This is a genomic window from Bacillus sp. FJAT-27916, assembly GCF_001183965.1.
Classification (GTDB): Bacteria; Bacillota; Bacilli; order Bacillales; family Pradoshiaceae; genus Pradoshia.
Genome location: NZ_LFZV01000001.1, coordinates 801,534 through 824,051, shown reverse-complemented (window position 1 = coordinate 824,051; position 22,518 = coordinate 801,534). Strand labels below are relative to the sequence as shown.

The window sequence follows — 22,518 nt, the reverse complement described above, 5'->3', positions numbered from 1 at the left end:
TTTCACCTGTTTTTTATTTGGCGCATAGTGTTTTTATGCAATGCAACAGTATCCAGATTTTATGTCGATATTAAGATAACAGGAGCTTTTTCAATCACTATTATGAGAAGACTGCTCCTCCGCTTACCATATCCAAACGAACAAAGCTGACCTAAGTCCACTCGAAAGCGGGCCAAAGATCAGCTTCTTTTATGTCTATGCCTTCTGGTTTTCTACTTCCAGCTTCCTTAATTCGACCCTCATAATCTTTCCTGAGATCGTTTTTGGAAGGTCCTCCACAAAAGAGATTTTACGTGGATATTTGTACGGTGCGGTCATTGCCTTCACGTGGTTCTGCAGTTCTTTAATCAGCTCATCGGAAGGCTCCGGGGCATCTTCCCGCAATACGACAAAAGCTTTGACGATTTGTCCCCTCTCTTCATCAGGACTCGCTACAACCGCACATTCCTTTACATGCGGATGTTTCACGAGCGCATCCTCCACCTCAAACGGGCCGATTGTATAGCCTGAACTGATGATAATATCATCTCTGCGCCCCTCAAACCAAAAGTATCCGTCCTCATCTTTTTTTGCTTTATCGCCTGTTATATAATAATCTCCTCTGAATTGCATCGATGTTCTTTCAGGGTCCTTATAATATTCCTTAAAAAGAGCTGGTGTTTCTATATGCACGGCAATATCGCCTGTTAAGCCAACTGCACATGGGCTGCCCTCTTCATCAATTACCTCGACCTTATTCCCAGGTGTCGGCTTGCCCATTGAGCCTGGTTTAACATCCATCCCTTTCGTTACACCGACCAAGAGCGTATTCTCTGTTTGTCCATAGCCATCCCGGACGGTCACACCAAAATGAGTCCGAAATGTATCAATGACTTCCCGGTTCAGCGGCTCGCCTGCTGAGACAGCACTATGAAGGTGCTGCAGCTTATAATCTGATAAATGATCGACCTTGGCCATCAATCGATATTCTGTCGGTGTACAGCATAGGACATTAATGGAGTAGTCATCAAGCAGCTGAAGATATTTCTTAGGCTCAAATTTCCCGTTATAAACAAAACCCGTAGCTCCTGAACCTAGCACAGACAGGAACGGACTCCAAATCCATTTCTGCCAGCCTGGCCCCGCCGTTGCCCAAACAACATCCTCTTCTTCAATCGCGAGCCAATTGCTCGCTGCCGTCCGTAAATGGGCATAAGCCCACCCGTGTGTATGAACGACACCTTTTGGCTGCCCAGTGGTACCGGATGTATAGGAGAGAAAGGCCATATCCTCCCGCTTTGTCTTAGCTGTCTTTAGAAGGCTATCCGCATGCTTGATTTTGTCGTCAAGCTCGATCCATCCCTCTTCTTGGCCATTGATGATAAATTTATGTAATGTTTCTTTGGATGATAAGCCTTTAAAGGTATCCACAAATGGTTTATGTACCAGCACAGCTCTTGCTTCCGAATGGTCAATTCGATATTGTAAATCCTTTATGCGAAGCATTTCTGAACATGGTATGACCACCAGCCCAATCTTTAATGCCGCTAAATAAACCGTATACGCCTCTATAAGCCTCGGTACCATGATCAGCATCTTATCGCCTGCCTTGAGCCCTTCACTGAGGAAGACATTTGCTGTTTTATTAACTGTCCTCATAAGCTCCTTGTACGTCATCTCTTCCGTTAAACCGCTTTCATTTCTCCAAATAAGCGCTTTTCTACGTTCATATTTTGCATACTTCTCAATCTCATCCACTAAATTGTATTGCTCAGGTGCAATCAGGTTCTCAGTCAAACTCCCCACTCCCTTTAACAATTTATGGTAACCATAGCTATTATACATGATTTTTTGAATATTTTTATTATTTATATTGGATTTTATTCTTGTCTACTCCCCGAAACAAGAAGAAAGCGGACCATAGGTCCGCTTTCTGTAGCCAATTGTATGAAATTATCGGGAGTAACCTCCACCCAATTGTTGCTCTGCCATTTGGACAAGGCGTTTTGTGATTTCTCCACCAACGGAACCGTTAGCGCGAGAAGTTGTTTCTCCTCCAAGTTGTACTCCGAACTCAGAAGCGATTTCGTATTTCATTTGATCAAGAGCTTGTTCTACTCCTGGTACCAAAAGGTTGTTTGAGTTGTTTGACATGTGTTTTTCACCTCCTTGTGAGTATAGAGTGTGTCAAAACACATGCCGATATGCGAAACCCAATATGGTAATTGTTCACAAATATGATTTAGAACAACTCGTCCGTTGCTTCTTCCTTTTTCTTCTCCTTATTGCTGAAGATAATGGTCTCTGTTTTTTCTACAGCTTCTTGGATATATGGTTCAAAATCCGTGAAGGATTCGTAATGATTAACCTTCTCTCTTCTAGGCTTTGTCTTAGGATTGGCCGGCGTGAAGACGGTACAGCAATCCTCAAACGGACGGATGGAGATGTCATGCGTGCCAATTCGCTCGGCAATCTCAATGATCTCCGTTTTGTCCATGGCTAATAGAGGACGAAGAATAGGTGTATTCGTCACTTCGTTAATTGTAAACATACTCTCCATCGTCTGGCTGGCCACCTGGCCTAGGCTCTCTCCGGTAACGATAGCGAGGGCTTTGCGCTGTTCCCGAATCGCATCAGTGACACGCAGCATAAGCCGGCGTGTTGTTGTCATCGTATAATTATCCGGGATTTGCTTTTGGATGAGCTTTTGGATTTCGGTAAATGGAACGATATGCAGCACCATCCGCCCATTCACTTCTGCTAATTTCTCCGCCAAATCAATGACCTTCTGTTTAGAGCGTTCACTCGTGAACGGCGGGCTGTAGAAGTGGACGCATTCAATCTCTACGCCTCGCTTCATCGTTAAGAATCCTGCAACAGGGCTGTCAATGCCGCCGCTTAGCATAAGCATCGCAGAACCGCTGCTCCCGATTGGCAAACCGCCTGCAGCAGCAATCTTCTCACCCGTAATATAGGCAGCATCCTTGCGTACCTCAACACGGAGCTTCAGATCCGGATTATGCACATCTACCTTCAAGCCTTCCTTATGCTGGAGGCAATATCCGCCAACGAGCCCATTCAGGTCATAGGTTGAATAAGGAAATGTCTTGTCAGCCCGTTTTGCATCAATCTTGAATGTCTCAATATCTCTTGAAAGGTTGTTGATATAGAAGAGTGCCGATTCCTGAATGGCCGGAATTTCCTTTTCCACTTTCAGGGCTGGACTTAAAGAGGAAATACCATATACTTTTTTCATACGGTCAATCACCTCTTCATGGCCCGCACCGTTTAAATGAATATACATGCGCTCATGCTGCGCTTCAATCCGCACATTCGGATAATCCATCAAGGCATTTTTCACATTTTTCTTCAGTTGGGTGATAAAGCTTTTACGGTTTCGTTTCTTTAAGGTTATCTCCCCGTAACGCACGACAATATGGTCAAATTTAATCATTTTTTACTAACCTCACTTAACATTTGAATGGCCTTGTCCACTGCGGAAACGGCCTGATCGATATCTTTTTTCTCCAAATCAAAATGAAGGCTGATTCGGATTGAGCTGCTGGCGATTTTCTCGCTCTTGCCCATTTGAAGCAATGTATGACTCATTGATTTTTTCTTTGAGGAGCAGGCACTTGTCGTAGAGACATAAATCTCCTCATCCTCAAGCGTATGCACAAAGGCCTCTGATTTTAGGCCTGGAATCGAAAAATTAATAATATGCGGTGCGGCCCCGTTCTGAGGCGTATTGATGACAACGCCATCTACTTCTGCCAGCCGGCTCATCGTATAGGCTTGCAGCTCCTTCATCCTTTCAAGACTTTTCACACTCTGCTCCGTCACAAGACGCATCGCCTTAGCTAATGATACGGCTCCGGCCACACTTTCTGTCCCGCTCCTGAATCCCGACTCCTGGTTTCCGCCGGCAATGAGAGGAGATAGCTTAATTCCCTCCCGTTTGTACAGAAGGCCCGTTCCCTTCAATCCATGTATCTTATGACCTGATAATGAATACAGATCTACATGGGAACGGCTCAAGGAAAGATTCACCTTACTATAGCCCTGTACGCCATCTACATGGAAGAGAATCTTTGGATACTGCTTCAGCAGCTCCCCTATTTCTTCGATTGGCTGGATAGAGCCTATCTCATTATTGATATGCATAATCGAAACGAGAATCGTCTCTTCCCGTATCGCTTCCTTTAATTGATTCACACATACACGTCCAACTTCATCCACCGGCAGATAGGTAATCTCATACCCTAAATCCTTCAGCTGCTCTGTCGGATTAAGCACGGAGGGATGTTCAATAGAGGATGTGATAATATGCTTTCCCCGGCCTTTGTATTGCAGGGCCGCCCCCTTAATAGCGAGATTATTGCTCTCTGAACCTCCAGAGGTAAAAATAATCTCTGCTGGATTCACCCCCAGCATATTTGCGGCTTGTTCACGTGCCTTCGCAAGCAATTGTTCGGCCTTTCCTCCAAAGCCATGGAGCGAGGAAGGATTTCCCCAAAAGCCAGTTGAAACCTTCATAAATGAATCCAGCACGGCTGGATATGGTTGTGTCGTTGCACTGTTGTCCAAATAAATCATTGGATTTCTCCTTCCCTAGCCTATCAATTAGAAAATGTAGCATAAACTTCCCAGTTTATAAAGCTGCAGATTTCAACTTAGCGTTATTTTCTCACCTTTAAGAACCGCTATCCAAAGGAAAGACCAGTCCATGGTCAAAGTGGACTGGTCTAATTAGCACTATGATCTTGTTCCAGTAAATCTTGGATTTTCTTCAATGAGCCCGGTTCCACTTGCTCAATCGCAGTGGCTGCCTGCTCAAGCGCATCCTCATATTGATAATTACGGAATTTGTTCTCTGCATCACTTAAGGCTGCTGCAACGGATGGGTATTGTCTTCTATACCGATTTCCGTATTGGATTACCTTCTCAGCAAGATGCACCTGCTCCGTCAAATGCTCAGTCGCTTCGCGAACACGGCTGACAGCGACGCTCGCAATATCAAGATAATGCATGACGGCATTCATATTCAGCGGCTTTTCATCCAGCTTCGCTTTCACGTCGGCAAGACTCTCCTTCGCTTGGACAACCATCAGTTCATAGGAGGTCGGCATGCCTGGCAAGTTGCTTTCTTGAACCATCCGCAGTGATTCTGTCATATTCTTTTGAAGCTTGCGAATCGTCTCCCTTGATTCAAGTTCATCCTTGCGAAGGGCATTCAGCTTCTCTTCATATTCTTTCTGAGCCTTTTCTAATGCATCAAGCTTCGCCTCAAGCTCAACTATATCTTCCTTTAACACCGTGTAGGCCGTTTTTTCCTCAGCAAGCCTGTCCTTCAAGAGCTCCCATTTCGCTTTAATATTGATTAACGTCTTTTCAATATTCGTGCGGACCTCGAGCTCCTTTTCCGGCATTTGGTAAATCTGTTTGACCACTTCGGTTTCATCATCTAATTGCTCAAGACGATCAATGGATTGGTCGAGCTTCTGCTGGTACATATTCTTGACAGATAGAACATACTGACGGGCCATTACCTCCTTCTCAAGAAGATCGTAGAAGGACTGGATCGTTTCATTCAGCTTCTCAACTTCCTCTGTCGCTTCATCTGCTTTTGTTTCCTTTAAGAGGAATTTGGCCTCCGCCAGCTGCTGCTCCATCTTCTCGAGCTCAGTATCAAAATAAATATGGCTGAGCGGATAGCCCTGTGAACACATTTCTGTATATCCCGTCTTCAGCTCATGCAGCAGGCTTGGAATATGTATTTGGCAATTCGCCAGGAGATCTGGAATCTTCTCCATCTTCTCTTGAATGGCAATCAGTTTGGCTTCTATGGAGAGCACCTGCTCCCTTGCCTCTAAATAATCGCCTGATTCTGTCTGTGTATTAAACATCTGGAATTCAACGGCTAATTCATCAAATTGCTGTTCGAGACGCTCAGCGGCATCCCCAAATGTATGGCGGTGTGCGAGCAAATGCTTCTTCGCATCCCGATAGGACATTAAAAGCTCCTCAACGAGCTTCTTATTCTGTTCTTCACTGCCTATTAAATCATTCAACTCATGGAGAATCGCGGCCAGCGTAATCTCGGTCTCGTCCAAAATTCGATCAATCTCATGCTGGACAGCCACTGATTTCTTAAACTGGTATTTATCCGTGTATTCTTCCGCGTCAAAGAGCAAACTCTCCACCTCTGCCAGCCGCTCTGTCTGGATTGTATCCCAATCCTGCCGCCAGCGTTCAAACAGCCGCTCTGTCTGACCGGTCATGTTCAGACTCTTCACACGAGCCAATTCCTCAGCAATCGGCCTGTTCATGATGTCTATTTTCTTATCTGCAAGTCTGTCAATTTCCTTATAGTGCTTCTTTCTTACCAATATCCCGACGATAAAGGCAACAAAGATTAGCGCTAGTCCCCCTATCACATACTTCATAAAGAAGCCTCCTATTCAACACGAGACAAATATTTATGTATATAAGTTCATATCAATGATTTAATGATAACATGGCACAGGCTTTTTTTAACCATAAAAAGCGATATTTTCTGCAAAAAGTTATCCTAAACGACTTATCTTTTGCCAAAAACTCTCGAAACAAATAAAATTTGTCGAAAAGGAGGAGAATCATGGATATTTATGATGGTCATGTACATACACATTACTGCCCCCATGGGACAAGTGAAAAAATCAACGCCTATATCGAACGTGCAATCCAATTAGGATACCGCGGGATTACCTTTACGGAGCATGCTCCGCTGCCTGAACACTTCTCCGATCCTGCTCCAACTAAGGACAGCTCAATGGACATCAGCAAGTTCGGTTCTTATCTAACAGATTTGAAGGGCTATCAGAAGACTTATGGGGAGAAGATTGAAATAAAGATTGGATTAGAAATTGATTATATTGAAGGGCAGGAGGAAGAAACCAAACATTTATTAAGCAGGATTGGATCGAATCTGGCCGATTCCATTCTGTCTGTCCATTTCTTGCAGCTAGAGGATGAATGGTTCTGCCTTGATTACAGCGATTCAGAGTTCGAGCGCATAATCAGCCGGTTCGGCACAACCGAAGCTGTCTATGATGCCTATTACCGCACATTGAAGAAAGCAATCATGAGCGACCTCGGACCGTTCAAGCCAAAACGGATTGGCCATCTTTCCCTTGTTTCTAAATTCCAAAAAAAATATCCTAGCAGTTATGATTCTACTAGGCAGATGCTTGATCTTCTGCCCTTGATTAAACAGAAGGGCTACCAGCTCGACGTTAACACAGCCGGCCTGTTCAAGCCTTTATGCGAAGATATTTATCCGCCTGCAGCCATCCTCGAGGAAGCAGCTAGTATGGGCATCCCGCTCGTATACGGCTCTGACTCGCATCACCCGTCTGATTTAGGGCGCGGTCTGGATGCTCTTGACCCGGGTATTCGTGATTCCTTCATCAAGCCTTAGCCAGCTCAATCGGCGCACGGTATATCGTATGAAACAGACATTCATGCAGAAATGTCTCGATTTCTGTGAAATACGCCTTCGTGAAATGCGGCTCATTCGGGAATATATGCCATACCTCCATGAAATATTGGGAATGGATAAAGGGCTCATTCAGCATGGCCTTTAGTTTCGTGACAAACATTGGGATGGAGATTGGACGAAGCTCATTCCTTTTTCTCCCCTCCTCTAAAATCATCTTGAGGAGAAATTTTTCCTTCGAGAGATAGGTCATGTATACTTCACGGTTCAAGCTTGTGTCGACTGAGATCTCACGCAGCACCAGCCTTGTAAGCAGGAAATTCTCACGGTAATAATGAAGACAGAAGCTCGTATACTGCAGGAGGCATTCCCTCGCACCAACCTGCGGCAATTGCTCCGCGATTTGCTCCAGGCCGGTGAGATACCCCTCAAAGAAGTCGGTAAAGCAATGTTCCAGCAAGCCTTGCTTATGCTGAAAATGGTACGAAATATTAGCAGAATTGCTTCCTGCACGCCTGGCAATATCTCGAATAGATGTAGCAGAGTAACCTTTCATGTAAAATAAGTAGATAGCAGCTTCTATAATGGAATCTTTCGTCTTAGTATTCTTGTCCATTCGTAAACTCCCCTCCTTCTAAACAAAGGTTATTCTCTCTTATGGACTACTTCTGTTTTGAGGAGGCTATATCCTTCAATAAGTTCTCGACAAAAAGAATGAAACAGACAGGATTGGCATAGATTTCAATACCCTATATAGGGAGGAAAGGAGAAATATGATGTTTCAAGTCGAACAATACACCGGTACAAAAGCTGAGCAATATCAACTAGTCGGCAAACAATTACAGGCGTTAATTACCGGGGAGCCTAATATCGTGGCAAACCTCAGCAATGCCAGTGCCCTCTTAAATGTTTTTCTAAATGATGTTAACTGGGTTGGCTTCTACCTATACGAGGAAGAAAGCGATATGCTGGTTCTCGGTCCATTCCAAGGGCTCCCGGCCTGCATTCGCATTCCTCTTGGCAGAGGCGTTTGCGGCACTGCGGCATCAGAACGCAGAATCATGCGCATAGCGAATGTTCATGATTTCCCGGGACATATCGCCTGCGATGCTGCCAGTCAATCAGAAATTGTTCTTCCAATCGTGAAGGATGGCCGCTTAATCGGCGTCCTTGACATTGACAGCCCTAATCTTGAACGCTTTGATGAAGAAGATGAAACAGGTCTAAGTCATTTCGTTTCAATCCTTGAATCCAGCCTCTAAAAAAGAAGGGGTTGGGACATAACTAAATAAATGACCCTAAAAAACGAATGATTGTAAATTATTCTCCCTATTCAATAACAGTTGGAAATAGGTTCGCTCCCTTCCACTAGTCATGAATAATAAAAAGCCACCATTAACTAATACACGGAAAACAACAAATAAAGACCCGAATGATTTGACGATAATCTATCATCAAATCATTGGGGGTTATCATTGGCTGAAATAATTATGTCCAAGCCTTCCCATGAAAGCAATTGCTAAACGCCAATCCGTATTCCGCGTCTGCCTTTATCTTTAAGCCGGCATGGTCCTTTTTAGTTATTAATCCTATTTCAACTGTTTTTCTAATGAAATACATGATCTTCTTGTTCTATGACAATCAACCTAAATAATCCGTCATTAGTTGTTCGCATTTTCCAATAACAAGATAATACCTTGACTTCCCTATGAATAAATTATACAATACTCCTTGTGTAAAATATCGCAGCTTATGTTCACGTCTTTATTCGTTCATTTCATTCCTCAAGTCATTGAGGTGCATCTCGTAACCCGCTGCTGCTAGGGCGAAGGTGCATGAAAATGAAATGGCAGTAATGTATGTAAACATCGGTTTTTATTTTACAAAAATAAAAACAATCAAGGAGGAGTCTACTTATGGCTCGTTATACAGGTCCATCTTGGAAACTGTCCCGTCGTTTAGGAATTTCCCTAAGCGGTACTGGTAAAGAACTAGAAAAGCGTCCTTACGCTCCAGGACAACACGGTCCTAACCAACGCAAAAAGCTTTCCGAATACGGTTTGCAATTGCAAGAAAAACAAAAACTTCGTCACATGTACGGTGTGAACGAACGCCAATTCCGCACTATCTTTGATAGAGCTGGCAAACTTCAAGGTAAACACGGTGAGAACTTCATGGTTCTTCTTGAATCTCGCCTTGACAACGTTGTTTACCGTTTAGGTTTAGCACGTACTCGTCGTGCTGCTCGCCAACTTGTAAACCACGGTCATATCCTAGTTGATGGACGTCGCGTTGACATCCCATCTTACCGTTTGACTGCTGGCCAAACAATCGGCGTTCGCGAAAAATCTCGCAACCTTGATGTTATCAAAGAAGCAATCGAAGTAAACAACTTCGTACCTGATTTCTTAACATTCGATGCTGACAAGCTTGAAGGAACATTCACTCGTTTACCAGAGCGTTCTGAGCTTCCAGCTGAAATTAACGAAGCACTTATCGTTGAGTTCTACTCTCGTTAATCTGCCCGTTACGAAAAACCATCCCTTTTGGGATGGTTTTTTGTTAGACTGAACATAAAAACCCAGGAGCTGATTTAAGCTTCTGGGTTTATCTGTACATTAAGCAAATTTAATTAATGTGTACTTCTTCTTACCGCGGCGGATGACGGTGAATTGGTCTTCAATCCGGTCATCAGCAGACACTACATAAGAAAGATCTGTTACTTTATCGCCATTAATGCTGATGGCTCCATTTGTAATATCCTCACGCGCTTGGCGTTTAGATGGAGAGATTTTCGCATTAACAAGCAGCTCGACTAATGTCAGCTCCTCATCAGCTGCCGGTACATAGGATGGCACATCCTTGAAACCTTGCTTAATATCATTTGCACTTAGCTCTTTTACATTTCCGCTGAATAATGCCTGTGTAATGTTGATAGCTTTATCAAGCGCATCCTGCCCATGTACAAGGCGGGTCATTTCTTCCGCTAATGCTTTTTGAGCTTTACGCAAATGAGGCTCTGTTTCAACAGATGCTTCAAGCGCTTCAATTTCTTCTTTTGATAAGAAGGTAAAGATCTTCAAGTAGTTCACAACATCCTGGTCCGCTGTGTTAATCCAGAACTGGTAAAACTCATAAGGAGTTGTTTTCTCTGCATCAAGCCAAACAGCGCCGCCTTCTGTTTTACCGAATTTCGTACCATCAGACTTCGTAACAAGCGGAATCGTTAAGCCGTATGCTTTCGCTCCCTCACCTTGGGTTTTGCGGATTAAGTCTAATCCAGTTGTGATATTTCCCCATTGGTCGCTCCCGCCAAGCTGAATTTTGCAATTATACTTCTCATATAAATGCTTAAAGTCAATGGCCTGTAGAATGGTGTACGTAAATTCTGTGAAAGAAATACCTGTATCTAATCTTGAAGCAATCGTATCCTTTGCAAGCATATAGTTGATTCCGATATGCTTCCCGTAATCGCGCAGGAAGGTAATCATATCAAGAGAGCCGATCCAGTCAAAGTTATTGGTCATAACTGCACCGTTTTCTCCTTCAAAATCAAAGATACGCTCTAATTGCTTTTGCAGACATTTAACATTGTGCTGAATAGCTTCAACCGTTTGCAATTGACGTTCCTGCGTTTTACCGCTCGGGTCACCGATCATGCCGGTTGCACCGCCGACAAGAATAATCGGCTTATGGCCAGCCTGTTGGAAGCGGCGCAGTGTCAAGAACGGCAGCAAGTGACCAATATGCATGCTATCTGCAGTAGGGTCAACACCACAATACAAAGATGTTGCTTCCTTCTGTAGTTGTTCCTTTAAGCCTTCTTCATCTGTTTGTTGATAAATAATGCCTCTCCATTGCAAATCCTGAAGTAAATCCATTGTCATTCCTCCTATTAGTTAAAAACGCTAAACATAGTTTTTCATTTTCTTATGTGCCCGCATGAATCATTTTTCGACTATGTGCAGCAAATTGAACACAAAAAAGCCCCTTCACAAATATGAAGGGACGAATAAATCGCGGTACCACCCAACTTGCGGGATAAATCACATTTTCCCGCCGCTTAATTCCTTATAACGGTAAGGAACCGGCATACGCTACACAGCCTGCCCTCGGGGGCAAAGCCTTCACGAATGCTGCTACAGGAGGTAATTCATTAAACCGTTTGTGCCGGTTCACACCAAACCACCGGCTCTCTAAAACAGGGACGGATTAACTACTGGATTCCTGTCATTGCATCGCTTTTTAAATGAATAGATGATATGAAATTTTTATCATATTTATCCTGCCCTTGTCAAACCCATTTTAGACATCTTTCAGGTAATAATAGAATCTTTTATACGATTTTCCAACGATATGCTATAATGTACATGATTTCTTAGAGGAGTGTGAAAAATTGGAAGAAATATTCAACAAACTTAAAAAAGGGGCCCAATCCCTCTACTCATATGCAACGAAGCCAACGGTCAAGCGGAAAGCAAGCATCACATATCAAGTCGTCTGGAATTATGTTCTTATATTTATAATCGTCACCATCATTGGCATATTTTTTGCCGGCGGGGTCGGTGCAGGCTATTTTGCCTCCATTGTAAAGGATGAGCCTGTACGCAGCGAAAAACAATTAAAAAATAGTTTGCTAAATTACGAGGAAACATCGGAGATCTATTTCTCTGATAATGTGTATTTAGGAAAGCTGCGCACAGACCTTGAGCGCCAGGAAGTAAAGCTTGAGAATGTATCCGAACACGTGAAGAAAGCCTTGATTGCCACAGAGGACGCCTATTTCTATAAGCATGATGGTGTCGTACCAAAGGCTTTAATGCGCGCTGTCTTCCAAGAAGTGACTGGCTCAGCCGTCCAGACTGGAGGAAGCACATTAACCCAGCAGCTAATTAAGCAGCAAATCCTCACAAACGAGGTTTCATTCGACAGGAAAGCGAAGGAAATCTTATTGGCGATGCGCCTTGAGAAATTTCTAGAAAAGGATGAAATACTCGAATCCTATTTGAATATCTCTCCATTTGGCCGCAACTCATCCGGCCGAAATATTGCCGGAGTTCAAACTGCGGCACAAGGGATTTTCGGCGTTAATGCGAAAGATTTATCACTGCCGCAGGCTGCCTTCATTGCGGGATTGCCGCAAAACCCTTATTCCTACACACCCTTCACTCAATATGGGGAAGTGAAGGAGGATATAAGCCCGGGACTCAACCGAATGAAAACCGTGCTGAAACGGATGTACAATAATGGGGATATTACGAAAAAGGAATATGATGAGGCGCTAAAATATGATGTAAAGGCTCATTTAGCGAAAAGACAGCCTTCCTCCACAGAGCGCTATCCTTACTTAACGTATGAGGTAGAGAAACGAGCCATTGAAATCATGATGCCTATTCTCGCCAAGAAAGACGGATACAAGGCAAAGGATTTAAAGGAAGACGATGACCTTTATCAGCAATACTACAATCTTGCTGACCAAACAATCAGGCAAAACGGATATAAAATCCATACAACCATTGATAAAAAAATGTACGACAATATGCAAAAAGTCACGAAGAATTTCTCCTATTATCAAGGAACCCGCCCTGCGGAAAAAACAGACCCCGAAACAGGGGAAACTGTAATCGTCAATGAACCGATTGACACAGGAGCCATTCTGATTGAGAACTCAACCGGCAAAATTCTAAGCTTTGTCGGAGGACGTGATTTCGAGCGAGAGCAGCTGAACCATGCGACTGCGGCGGTCCGCTCCAACGGATCAACAATGAAGCCATTATTGGTGTATGCGCCAGCCATCGAGTACGGGGTCTCCTACCCTGCCAAGACATTGATTAATGCGCCGATAAACATCAATGGCTATAAACCTGGGAACTATGCTGGCGGCGGGATTACAGGGCTGACGACAGCAAGGGAAGCCTTGAAAAGGTCCTACAATATTCCGGCCGTGCTGCAATATAAGGAAATATTGAATCGCCGACCGGCAGAATACCTGAAAAAAATGGGCTTCAGTTCATTGATTGAAGCTGATTATACTAATCTATCGACTTCCCTTGGAGCCCTTGAAAGAGGAGTCACAGTTGAGGAAAACACCAATGCATTTGCCACATTCGCCAACGGCGGCGAATTCGTAGACGCGTATATGATTGAGAAAATCGAAGATAACGATGGAAATATCATCTTCGAGCATAAGTCAAAGGCAAAGAAAGTATTCAGTCCTCAAACGGCCTATCTGACACTAGACATGATGCGGGATGTCCTAAAATCTGGGACAGCAGCCGGAATCAATAACAAGCTGAAATTCTATAGTGACTGGGCCGGTAAAACCGGAACGAGCCAAAGCTTCCGTGATGCCTGGTTTGTGGCTACTAACCCAAATGTGACCTTCGGCGTCTGGATGGGCTATGACTCAAACGGATCAGTCGAAACGGGCGGGATGAGCTATTCCCAGCGGAACCAGAGCTTATGGGCCCAACTGATTAACTCAGCTTATGATGTTAATCCGAAGCTGATAGCTCCATCAAGCCAGCATCAAATGCCTGGCGGTATAGTGAAGAGATCTTACTGTATGCTGACGGGAACATTGGCTTCAGCTGCCTGTTCGAACGCCCAGCTGACCGTATCCGATTACTTTAACGCAAGCCATCTCCCTAAAGGAGGCGGCAATATGCCAACATCAAGTGAAAGCTATGTGTTCATTAACGGCAAGAAATATCTCGCCCATAAAGGAACACCTTCTGAGTTCACCGAAAAAGGTATCGCGGTAAGCTCGGACTTCTTTAACAGTATTGGCGGACAATATGTAATAGATAAATCGTCCATCATGCCGAAGGGAGATTCGTTCAAAAACCTGGTCGTCGGCGGTGCTACATTAAACGATAATGGAAAAGCGCCAGGAGCCCCAGCTGTTACAGCAAACGGCAAGTCCCTCAGCTGGAGCACGACAGGCGAGAATGATGTCATTGGCTACTATGTCTATCAAAACGGTAAAAAGGTCGCAGCCATCAAGGCAGACGACAGTAGAAGCTTCACATCAAGCGGAACAGGCAGCTACTATGTTGTTGCCGTAGATATTGCCGGCAATGTCTCAAAACCGTCCAATAAGATAGAATTTAAGACTGAAAAGAAAGCGGATGAGAAGAAAGAAGACAGTAAGAAAGAAGACAGTAAAAAAGAAGAGAAGGAAGACAATAAGAAAAAAGAAGAAAACAAACCAAACGCAAAGCCTAAGCCAGCTGAACAAACAAATGACGATGAAGCAGCAGATAAACCAGCCGATGATAAACCGGCTGATGATAAACCAGCTGATGATAAGCCGGCAGAAGCTGACGAACCTGCTGAAGCTGCAGAGCCAGCATCTGCAGAACCTAAAGAAGATGAAGCAGCTTAAGCATCTCTAAAAAGTAAAAAGCTGACCCAAGCTCCGTAACTTATACGGATATTCGGGTCAGCTTTTTTATTTTAATTGCCTGCCATGCCGCCGTCCCAATTCAACGACTATACGAGTTTGATGATATTAAAAGAACATCAACCAAATACGATTGATTTATTGTCTATGCGCAAGATAACTCCTCCGGCCTTTTCGCCGTTCAATTAAATGTGACTCAATTTTCTATCTAAAAGTTTTAGTTCCAGCGATTTAGGTCCTTTCTTAATTAGAAAGTATCTTTCTCTTGGTTCAGCTGCTCTTTTCAATCTGCAAGAAAAGACCATTTGATGTCCAGCAGCGCAAAATATAGCGGTTTAGCCCAATGGCTACTCCCCACCGGTTCAAACAATCGATAATATTTACTAACCTCTCCTCTTTGGCAACCTAAACTGAAACATGCTTCCCTTCCCGATTTGACTCTTCACCGTAATGGTTCCATGATGCTTTTCTACAATCCATTTTGCCATTGATAGTCCAAGTCCAGCATTTCCATTTTCCCTGCTTGTTCTTGCCGAATCAATGCGATAGAAGCGGTCCCATATTTTCTCCTGCTCCCTCTCAGCTATACCAATTCCATTATCTGATACTTCCCCGACAATATCATTTCCGTCCTCATAGAGCTTAATTTTGACATAGCCGTTCTCCTTGTTATAGGAAATCCCATTCATCATTAAGTTCATGAGCAAGCGCATCAGCAAGGTTTGGTCAGCTTCTATTTTCAACTCAGGCTGAATGTCTATTTCAACAGAACTGCCATTCTCGTCTGCCAGTTCCCGCATTTCCTCCGCAACAATTTCAGTCAGCTCACTCATATCAAAGAGCTCATATTGAATAGAAGCGTTCTTCTGATCAGTCCTTGCCAGTTGTAATAATTGATTAATCAGCTCTGACATTTTGGTCGACTGTCTGAGAATGGACTGAAGGGCTTCCTTCACTTCAGCTGGATGGTCAAGCTGGGTAAGGGCATATTCCGCTTGTGAAATGATGACAGAAGTCGGTGTTCGCAATTCATGCGACGCATCAGCCGTAAACTGCTTCTCATTCTCAAAGGATGTTTCCAGCCTTTCAAACATGCCGTTAAATGTATCAGCAAGCCCATGGATTTCATCCTTCGCACCAGACAAATGGATACGTTGAGATAAATCCTTTCCCTCCTTGATTTCATTGACAGCACGGTTCATTTCTTCTAGCGGCTTAAAGGCTTTTTTCGTAATCCAATACCCGCCGAATCCTGCCAATAGAATAAGGATCGGAATGGATATGAGGACAATCAGGAAGATGATATTCATTGTCTTCGAAAATGAATCGATAGACATCACGGCTCGTATCCAGACACTCTGCCCATCCTGCATCAGCTCATAATCGTACACCATCCATTCGGTTTGTTGGCTGACAACTGTTTGGATACGGTCATGAGCCAATCCGATTTCTTGATCAGTAAAGCCTGATGGCAGGCTGCCTTCCCGCAAGGTTCCAGCATTGTCATAAATTAAGATACTCACTCCATCGTCATAGAATTCAAAGTCATCATCCCGCTTGTAATGTCCATTCTGAAAGCGAATCTCTTCAACGCCATCAATGGCGGCTTCCTTTAATTGTTTCTCCGCTTGATAGGTAACTGCCTGTCCAGCGAACAGCCAAATAAATGCAAACACAAATCCCATAATAAGAATCATGAGGCCTGTGTACCAAATCGTTATCTTCATCTTGATTGATAATTTCTTCATGATTGGCCTCTCAATACATATCCAGCTCCGCGCACGGTCTGAATCAGCTTATGCTCATGCCCGCTATCAATCTTCTTACGCAAATAACGAATATAGACATCGATAATATTTGACCCGCCCTCATAATCATAATTCCAGACATGCTGTTCAATTTTCTCACGCGAAAGGACGATACCTTTATGACGAATCAAGTATTCTAAAATAGCAAATTCCTTGCTAGACAGCTCGATTTCATCATTCCCGCGCGTGACAGTGCGGGAATGGCAATCCACCTTTAAGTCATCTACTTGAAAGATATTTGACACAGCACCTAATGGCCTTCTTGTTAACACACGTATTCTTGCCAGCAGTTCATCAAAAGCAAATGGTTTCACTAAATAATCATCTGCTCCGCTATCAAGTCCCACGACCCTGTCTTCAATCGCATCCTTTGCCGTCAGAAGCAGAACTGGCATGGAATTTTCATCAGCACGAATCCTTCGTAGTACTTCAAGGCCATTGATTTGTGGAATCATAATATCTAATAGAACACAATCATACTCTGCCATAGAGATATAATGAAGGGCATCTGCTCCATTATCAACCGCATCTACACTGTAATGCTCCGCACTCAGTCTTTTTAACAATACCTTCCTTAGATCTGGTTCATCCTCTACTATGAGAATCCTCATGTAAAGACCCCCTTACTAATATCCTTATCTTCATCATACCATTCCTGCATTAAGGGAAGATGAAAACAAAAAATCCGGAACCGGAATCCACGTTATATTTTTTCACTATATTAATCTTCCTTTAATCTTTCCTGTTTATGATGAAGATGAGGAGGAAAAGAGAAAGAAACAAATCATTTATTCAGCTTTAGGATTTCCTCCATTTATGCTGGCCATGCCAAGCGAAAGGAATCCTATGACCATACAAGCTCTTATAAAGAGTAAATAATAAAAACGGAGGTAGAATACCATGAAGGAATCCATTAAAACAATACAGGAGAAAATGAAAAACAAGAAAAAGGCCATTATCCTTACAGTAAGCTCCATCGCAGCGCTTGGTCTTATTCTGATTGGGGGTTATGCCGGATTAGGCTATTATTATGCGAAGCAAAATAATCATTACACAGAAAGCCAAGCAAAGGAGATTGCCCTTTCTTATGTGGATGGTGAAGTCCTTACAGTCAAGAAGCATATTGAAATGGAGGATAACCCAGCTAAATCCGAATATGAATATGAAGTTGAGGTAAAAACGGCGGATAACCTTCTTCAAGAGGTCACCATCAGTGCCCGTACTGGAACGATTGAAATAGATGATTGAATATTGGGATGAAAAACAAACCAGCCTGTCAGCATGACAGGCTGGTTTGTTTTTCTTTTAATCCTCCATGGTCGATAAATCACCTGTTGGCAATTCCAGCTCCCATGCTTTTAAGACTCGTCGCATAATCTTACCGCTTCTTGTCTTCGGAAGCTTCTCTTTAAACTCAATCTCACGCGGAGCCGCATGTGCCGCCAATCCCTTCTTCACAAACTGACGAATCTCTTCAATCAGTTCATCAGACGGCTCATAGCCTGACCTCAAGGCAATGAATGCCTTGATGATTTCTCCTCGGACCGGATCAGGCTTGCCGATTACACCTGCCTCAGCAACAGCTGGATGCTCCACTAGCTTAGATTCCACTTCAAATGGCCCAACGCGTTCTCCTGATGTCATGATTACATCATCGATTCTTCCTTGGAACCAGAAATATCCGTCTTCATCCATGTATGCTGAATCACCTGATACGTACCAGCCTGAAGGCATGAAATAGGATTCATACTTCTGCTGGTTATTCCAGATTTGGCGCATCATAGACGGCCAGCCTTTTTTGATGGCGAGATTGCCCATGCGGTACGGCGGAAGCTCATTGCCTTGGTCATCCACGATGGCAGCAACAACACCCGGAATTGGTTTCCCCATAGATCCAGGCTTAATTTCCATGCATGGATAATTACAAATAAGCTGGGCACCTGTCTCAGTCATCCACCATGTGTCATGAATCCGTTTATTAAATACCTTCTGTCCCCACTTAATGACCTCTGGATTAAGCGGCTCCCCGACACTTAATACATGGCGCAGGCTCGAGAGGTTATATTTCTTGACAATCTCATCCCCTGCCCCCATCAGCATACGAAAAGCAGTCGGTGCGCTGTACCAAACACTGACATGGAACTCTTCAATTGTTTCATACCATGCTTCCGGCGAGAATCTGCCGCCGGTGACAACGGATGAAGCCCCATTGAGCCAAGGTGCAAATATTCCATAAGCTGTACCTGTTACCCAGCCCGGGTCAGCGGTACACCAATAGACATCCTCTTCTTTTAAATCAAGCACCCATTTTCCTGTCTGTAAATGCTGGATCATCGCATTATGCGCATGAAGGACCCCTTTCGGCTTGCCGGTAGATCCGGATGTGTAATGAAGAATCAATCCATCCTCTCTGTCTACCCATTCAATCTCAAGCTCCTTTGAAGCTCCCTTGAACTTACTAAGGAAATCAATGTATTTCCCCTTCTCCTCGACATTCTCGCCCACGATGAATATATGCTTTAGATGCGGCAGGTCATCTGCGGGAATTCTCCCTGCAAGCTCAGGTGTCGTCACAATAACGCTTGCCTCGCTGTCGGCAAGCCGGTCCTTCACAGCACCCTCCATGAATGCCTCGAAAAGAGGACCAATGATGGCGCCAAGCTTAATCGCTCCAAGCGCTGCAAAATATAATTCAGGTGTTCGAGGCATGAAGATAAATACCCTGTCTCCCTTTGATACATGTCCATATTCTTTCAATACATTTGCAGCCTGATTCGATAAATCCTTCATTTCACTGAACGTATACTTTTCAAAACGGTTAGGGTCCTTATAATAGAGTGCCACCTTGTTGCGCCGGAATGTCTCAACATGCCGATCAATTGTTTCATAAGCGACATTGAGCTTTCCAGTTTCATGCCAGGAAAATTCCTTTTCGACTTCCTTCCAGTCAAAATGATGATAGGTTTCCTCATAATCAGCTAAATTATATTGACCCTTTTCGACAGAAAGCGCTTCCAGTTTCATTGACCATTACCCCCTCGTTTAGTGTAAAGATATTCCTAGTATAGTATAAAACCCAATTTATCTCAATTTTTTAAAAATTTGATAACTTAAGGAAATATGTTACAATTTTGAGTAGTGCCATGCTGAATGATTGATTACCAGTCTAGAAAATTTATGTAAGCGCTTTATATCACCTAGGTCCTCTCATAAATGCTCTGCTGACGTAAAAAGTTCAAATCCATGCCCAAAAGCAATCGATAAAGTACTGTATAATAACGTTATTAAGTGACCTAGGTGGTGTATGAATGGAACATAAAAAAACGTATTACAAGAGAACCTTGGATACTCCCCGCGGGCCGCTCATCATTGAAGGCCCAGTGACAGGTGATACCCTGAAGGAACTCAAATTTCATGAAGGCCTTGTCGCATTTCGAATACCAGAAAAACAGCATAAAGCCTTAATCCAAATCAGCGACCTGCCTGAGGGCAGGATTATTATAGCAAGAGATGAAGACACCATTGTCGGCTATGTAACTTATCTTTATCCAGACCCGCTTGAAAGATGGTCTGAGGGAAAGATGGAGGATTTACTCGAGCTGGGTGCGATTGAAGTAATCCGGGAATATCGGGGCGCCTCTGTCGGGAAGAACTTGCTTCAGGTCGCTATGCTGGATGATTATATGGAGAATTATATTATTATTACTACCGAATATTATTGGCATTGGGATTTAAAAGGAAGCGGCTTGAATGTTTGGGATTACCGCAAAATGATGGAGCGTATGATGAGTGCGGGAGGTCTTGAGTGGTATGCAACAGATGACCCGGAGATCTGCTCCCATCCGGCAAACTGCTTAATGGCCCGAATAGGAAAGAATGTCAGTAACGAAAGCATCCAAAGGTTTGATCAATTAAGGTTTATGAACCGGTATATGTATTAAGACATCACCTTTAATGAGGAGGCACGCTCTGTGATTATTGAAGATATCATGATTAAAGATGTTATTACGCTCACGCAAGACGCCACCATCGAACAAGCCATTGAGACCGTTAAAGAGAAGAAAATCCGGCATATTCCGATTATTGATGATCATCAGAATCTTGTCGGCCTTTTATGTGATGTCGATATTCGTTCGGCCACTCCCTCTATCTTCCGCATAGATGAATACAAGGAAGATTTATTGAGACCAGTCAGTGATATTATGGTCAAAGATGTCCTCACCGCCCACCCGCTCGATTTCGTCGAGGAAATTGCCTATACCTTTTACGATCAAAGGATCTCCTGTATGCCTGTTGTCAGCGACAATAAATTGATTGGTATCGTGACAGAAACAGACCTTCTTCATACATATGTGGAGTTAACCGGTGCAAATCAGCCAGGCTCCCAAATTGAAGTCAAGGTAAAAAACAGACCGGGGACATTGAGCCAAATAGCGGCCATCATTAAGAAGCATAATGCGAATGTAAACAGCATTTTCATTTATCCGTATAAAGATGAACCGGCAAGCAAGGTTCTCGTCTTAAGAGTTCAGACAATGAATCCCGCCAAAATCATTAACAGCTTCTCCGAGGAAGGTTTTGAGGTCATTTGGCCTGCCGGGCCGGAGATGGAGTCATGAAAGAGGCTTCCTTTGTTTACTCACCAGAAATGCAAGGCTATAAATTCAATGATACACATCCATTTAATCAACGAAGATTACAGCTGACTGTTGATTTGCTCGAACAGATTGGGGCACTCAAACTCGAGAACTGCATCAAGCCTAGAATGGCCACAGACGAAGAGCTAATGCTTGTCCATGATGAGGATTATATCCAAGCAATCAAGCAGGCTGGAGAAGGGAAGCTTGACCCAGATACAGGCCTCAATTATGGAATCGGAACAGAGGATACGCCCATTTTCCCTAATATGCACGAAGCAAGCGCCCTGCTCGTCGGAGGGACGCTCGCTGCTGTGGATGAAGTCCTGCAAGGACGCTCTCGGCATGCTGTCAATCTTGGGGGAGGCCTGCATCACGGATTCAGGGGAAAAGCCTCGGGCTTTTGCATCTATAATGACAGCTCGGTTGCCATCAAGTATATGAAGGAGAAATATCATGCACGTGTGCTTTACGTTGATACAGATGCCCACCATGGAGACGGTGTACAATGGACATTCTACGATGACCCGGATGTCTGCACTCTCTCTATTCATGAGACAGGGCGGTATCTCTTCCCTGGAACAGGCAATATCAATGAACGCGGAAATGGGAAAGGTTATGGCTTCTCCTTTAATGTCCCGCTCGATGCATTTACAGAGGATGAGTCCTTTCTTGAAAGCTACGAGCTTGCCTTACGGAAAGTAATCGAATATTTTAAGCCGGATATCATTCTTACGCAGAATGGAGCGGATGCCCATTATTATGATCCGTTAACCCATTTATCAGCTACCATCCGGATTTATGAGCATATCCCACGGCTTGCTCATCAGCTGGCACATGAATACTGTGACGGCCGCTGGATTGCTGTCGGCGGAGGCGGATATGATATTTGGCGTGTCGTCCCGCGGGCATGGTCAAGAATCTGGTTAGAGATGGCAGATTTCCCTCCTCCCTCCGGCAGACTCCCGCAGGAATGGCTGGATAAATGGTCACCCCTGTCACCAGTGACCTTGCCACTGACATGGGAGGACCCGCCGGATTTGTACAAGCCTATTCCAAGAAAGGCCGAAATCACAGAGAAAAACAGAAAAACATTGGAGCAAGCGCTCTACCCCATCCAAAGAACCACCACCCAAGAATAATAAGATAGGAATGAATCATAAGGATGCCACATCATAGAAAACAAAAAAGCTGAACCAAATGTTTATTGTC

Annotated in this window: 18 protein-coding genes and 1 other annotated feature; of the genes, 8 read left to right on the top strand and 10 right to left on the bottom strand. The window is 43.8% G+C overall.

Going from position 1 to position 22,518, the window contains the following annotated elements:
• Positions 1-195: 195 nt before the first annotated feature.
• The 5 genes from mbcS to ezrA all read right to left on the bottom strand — a co-directional run bounded on the left by mbcS (position 196) and on the right by ezrA (position 6,425).
• Entirely contained in the window at positions 196-1,776 is a 1,581-nt protein-coding gene (gene mbcS, locus AC622_RS03925; RefSeq protein WP_231589476.1) for an acyl-CoA synthetase MbcS, read from the bottom strand.
• A 156-nt stretch (positions 1,777-1,932) separates the two neighbouring features.
• Positions 1,933-2,133 (bottom strand): alpha/beta-type small acid-soluble spore protein, encoded by a 201-nt coding sequence (locus AC622_RS03920; RefSeq protein WP_049669862.1) that lies wholly within the window; start codon positions 2,131-2,133, stop codon positions 1,933-1,935.
• An 88-nt stretch (positions 2,134-2,221) separates the two neighbouring features.
• A complete protein-coding gene (gene thiI / locus AC622_RS03915) occupies positions 2,222-3,430 on the bottom strand; it encodes a tRNA uracil 4-sulfurtransferase ThiI (protein ID WP_197089970.1) in 1,209 nt (402 codons plus the stop codon).
• The gene (locus AC622_RS03910; RefSeq protein ID WP_049669860.1) at positions 3,430-4,575 is read right to left on the bottom strand and encodes a cysteine desulfurase family protein; all 1,146 of its coding nucleotides are present in this window, start codon (positions 4,573-4,575) and stop codon (positions 3,430-3,432) included. The genes thiI and AC622_RS03910 overlap by 1 nt, the downstream gene beginning before the upstream one ends.
• Before the next feature lie 149 nt (positions 4,576-4,724).
• Positions 4,725-6,425, bottom strand: coding sequence for a septation ring formation regulator EzrA (gene ezrA / locus AC622_RS03905; RefSeq protein ID WP_049669859.1), 1,701 nt, complete (start codon positions 6,423-6,425; stop codon positions 4,725-4,727).
• Positions 6,426-6,616: 191 nt separating this feature from the next.
• Here ezrA and hisJ point away from each other — a divergent pair, with 191 nt between their 5' ends.
• Positions 6,617-7,438, top strand: coding sequence for a histidinol-phosphatase HisJ (gene hisJ / locus AC622_RS03900; protein WP_049669858.1), 822 nt, complete (start codon positions 6,617-6,619; stop codon positions 7,436-7,438).
• On the opposite strand, the gene refZ is transcribed toward hisJ, so the two are convergent.
• Positions 7,428-8,072, bottom strand: coding sequence for a forespore capture DNA-binding protein RefZ (gene refZ / locus AC622_RS03895; protein ID WP_049669857.1), 645 nt, complete (start codon positions 8,070-8,072; stop codon positions 7,428-7,430). The two genes, hisJ and refZ, sit on opposite strands and share 11 nt — an antisense overlap.
• A gap of 160 nt (positions 8,073-8,232) precedes the next feature.
• Between refZ and AC622_RS03890 the strand changes: the two genes are divergently transcribed.
• The gene (locus AC622_RS03890) at positions 8,233-8,718 is read left to right on the top strand and encodes a GAF domain-containing protein (protein WP_049669856.1); all 486 of its coding nucleotides are present in this window, start codon (positions 8,233-8,235) and stop codon (positions 8,716-8,718) included.
• Positions 8,719-9,372: 654 nt separating this feature from the next.
• Complete coding sequence (gene rpsD / locus AC622_RS03885) at positions 9,373-9,975, top strand: 30S ribosomal protein S4 (RefSeq protein WP_049669855.1); 603 nt, start codon at positions 9,373-9,375, stop codon at positions 9,973-9,975.
• 99 nt (positions 9,976-10,074) lie between these two features.
• On the opposite strand, the gene tyrS is transcribed toward rpsD, so the two are convergent.
• Positions 10,075-11,337, bottom strand: a complete 1,263-nt coding sequence (tyrS, locus tag AC622_RS03880) for a tyrosine--tRNA ligase (RefSeq protein WP_049669854.1) — start codon at positions 11,335-11,337, stop codon at positions 10,075-10,077.
• 120 nt (positions 11,338-11,457) lie between these two features.
• Positions 11,458-11,699: a binding site (T-box leader), on the bottom strand.
• Positions 11,700-11,852: 153 nt separating this feature from the next.
• Between tyrS and AC622_RS03875 the strand changes: the two genes are divergently transcribed.
• Positions 11,853-14,843, top strand: a complete 2,991-nt coding sequence (locus AC622_RS03875) for a transglycosylase domain-containing protein (protein WP_049669853.1) — start codon at positions 11,853-11,855, stop codon at positions 14,841-14,843.
• A 401-nt stretch (positions 14,844-15,244) separates the two neighbouring features.
• On the opposite strand, the gene AC622_RS03870 is transcribed toward AC622_RS03875, so the two are convergent.
• Positions 15,245-16,609 carry a sensor histidine kinase gene (locus tag AC622_RS03870; RefSeq protein WP_049669852.1) on the bottom strand — a complete coding sequence of 455 codons (1,365 nt, stop codon included), beginning with the start codon at positions 16,607-16,609 and terminating at the stop codon, positions 15,245-15,247.
• Complete coding sequence (locus AC622_RS03865) at positions 16,606-17,280, bottom strand: response regulator transcription factor (RefSeq protein WP_049669851.1); 675 nt, start codon at positions 17,278-17,280, stop codon at positions 16,606-16,608. The genes AC622_RS03870 and AC622_RS03865 overlap by 4 nt, the downstream gene beginning before the upstream one ends.
• A gap of 289 nt (positions 17,281-17,569) precedes the next feature.
• On the opposite strand from AC622_RS03865, the gene AC622_RS03860 reads away from it, so the two are divergent.
• Positions 17,570-17,917, top strand: a complete 348-nt coding sequence (locus AC622_RS03860) for a PepSY domain-containing protein (RefSeq protein WP_439801997.1) — start codon at positions 17,570-17,572, stop codon at positions 17,915-17,917.
• Between the two features lie 57 nt (positions 17,918-17,974).
• Here the strand turns inward: AC622_RS03860 and acsA are convergent, their stop codons facing one another.
• Entirely contained in the window at positions 17,975-19,693 is a 1,719-nt protein-coding gene (acsA, locus tag AC622_RS03855; RefSeq protein WP_049669850.1) for an acetate--CoA ligase, read from the bottom strand.
• A 284-nt stretch (positions 19,694-19,977) separates the two neighbouring features.
• Between acsA and AC622_RS03850 the strand changes: the two genes are divergently transcribed.
• Genes AC622_RS03850 through AC622_RS03840 form a run of 3 tightly spaced genes read left to right on the top strand, consistent with a single transcriptional unit; the run spans position 19,978 to position 22,448 of the window.
• Positions 19,978-20,610: a GNAT family N-acetyltransferase gene (locus tag AC622_RS03850; RefSeq protein ID WP_049669849.1), complete on the top strand. Its 633-nt coding sequence runs from the start codon at positions 19,978-19,980 to the stop codon at positions 20,608-20,610.
• A 30-nt stretch (positions 20,611-20,640) separates the two neighbouring features.
• Positions 20,641-21,288, top strand: a complete 648-nt coding sequence (locus AC622_RS03845) for an acetoin utilization AcuB family protein (protein ID WP_049669848.1) — start codon at positions 20,641-20,643, stop codon at positions 21,286-21,288.
• Complete coding sequence (locus AC622_RS03840) at positions 21,285-22,448, top strand: acetoin utilization protein AcuC (protein ID WP_049669847.1); 1,164 nt, start codon at positions 21,285-21,287, stop codon at positions 22,446-22,448. The genes AC622_RS03845 and AC622_RS03840 overlap by 4 nt, the downstream gene beginning before the upstream one ends.
• The last annotated feature ends 70 nt before the right edge of the window (positions 22,449-22,518 follow it).